Source organism: Streptomyces tateyamensis, assembly GCF_003205575.1.
Taxonomy (GTDB): Bacteria; Actinomycetota; Actinomycetes; order Streptomycetales; family Streptomycetaceae; genus Kitasatospora; species Kitasatospora tateyamensis.
Genome location: NZ_PYBW01000233.1, coordinates 1 through 318 on the forward strand (window position 1 = coordinate 1; position 318 = coordinate 318).

At 75.2% G+C, this 318-nt stretch carries 1 pseudogene; it reads left to right on the top strand.

Annotated features, from left to right (window positions below):
• Positions 1-318 (top strand): annotated as a pseudogene (locus tag C7C46_RS35565) (hypothetical protein); the annotation flags it as partial.

Consider the following 318-nt stretch of genomic DNA (forward strand, 5'->3'; position numbering starts at 1 on the left):
CAAGGCGGCCCTGGCCGCCCACGACCCCGCTGCCGGCCGCATCACCGTGCACCCGACCCCGGGCACCACCCGCGCCGACGACCTCGCTCTCGACATCCTCGCCGCCCTCGGCAAGCCCTACACGCCACCCGGCCCCTGGAGCAGAGCCCACGGCCTGCTGTGGGCGGCTGCGGCAGCCTGGATCCTCGCCACCTCAGCCCGGCACATGACCGTCCTGCGTGCCCACCTGCTCGCCCCACCCACCTGGCGCCGCCTGCTGGACCTGCAGCAACGCACCGGCATCCACCTGACCATCGTCTGCCACCGCACCCCGCCGCC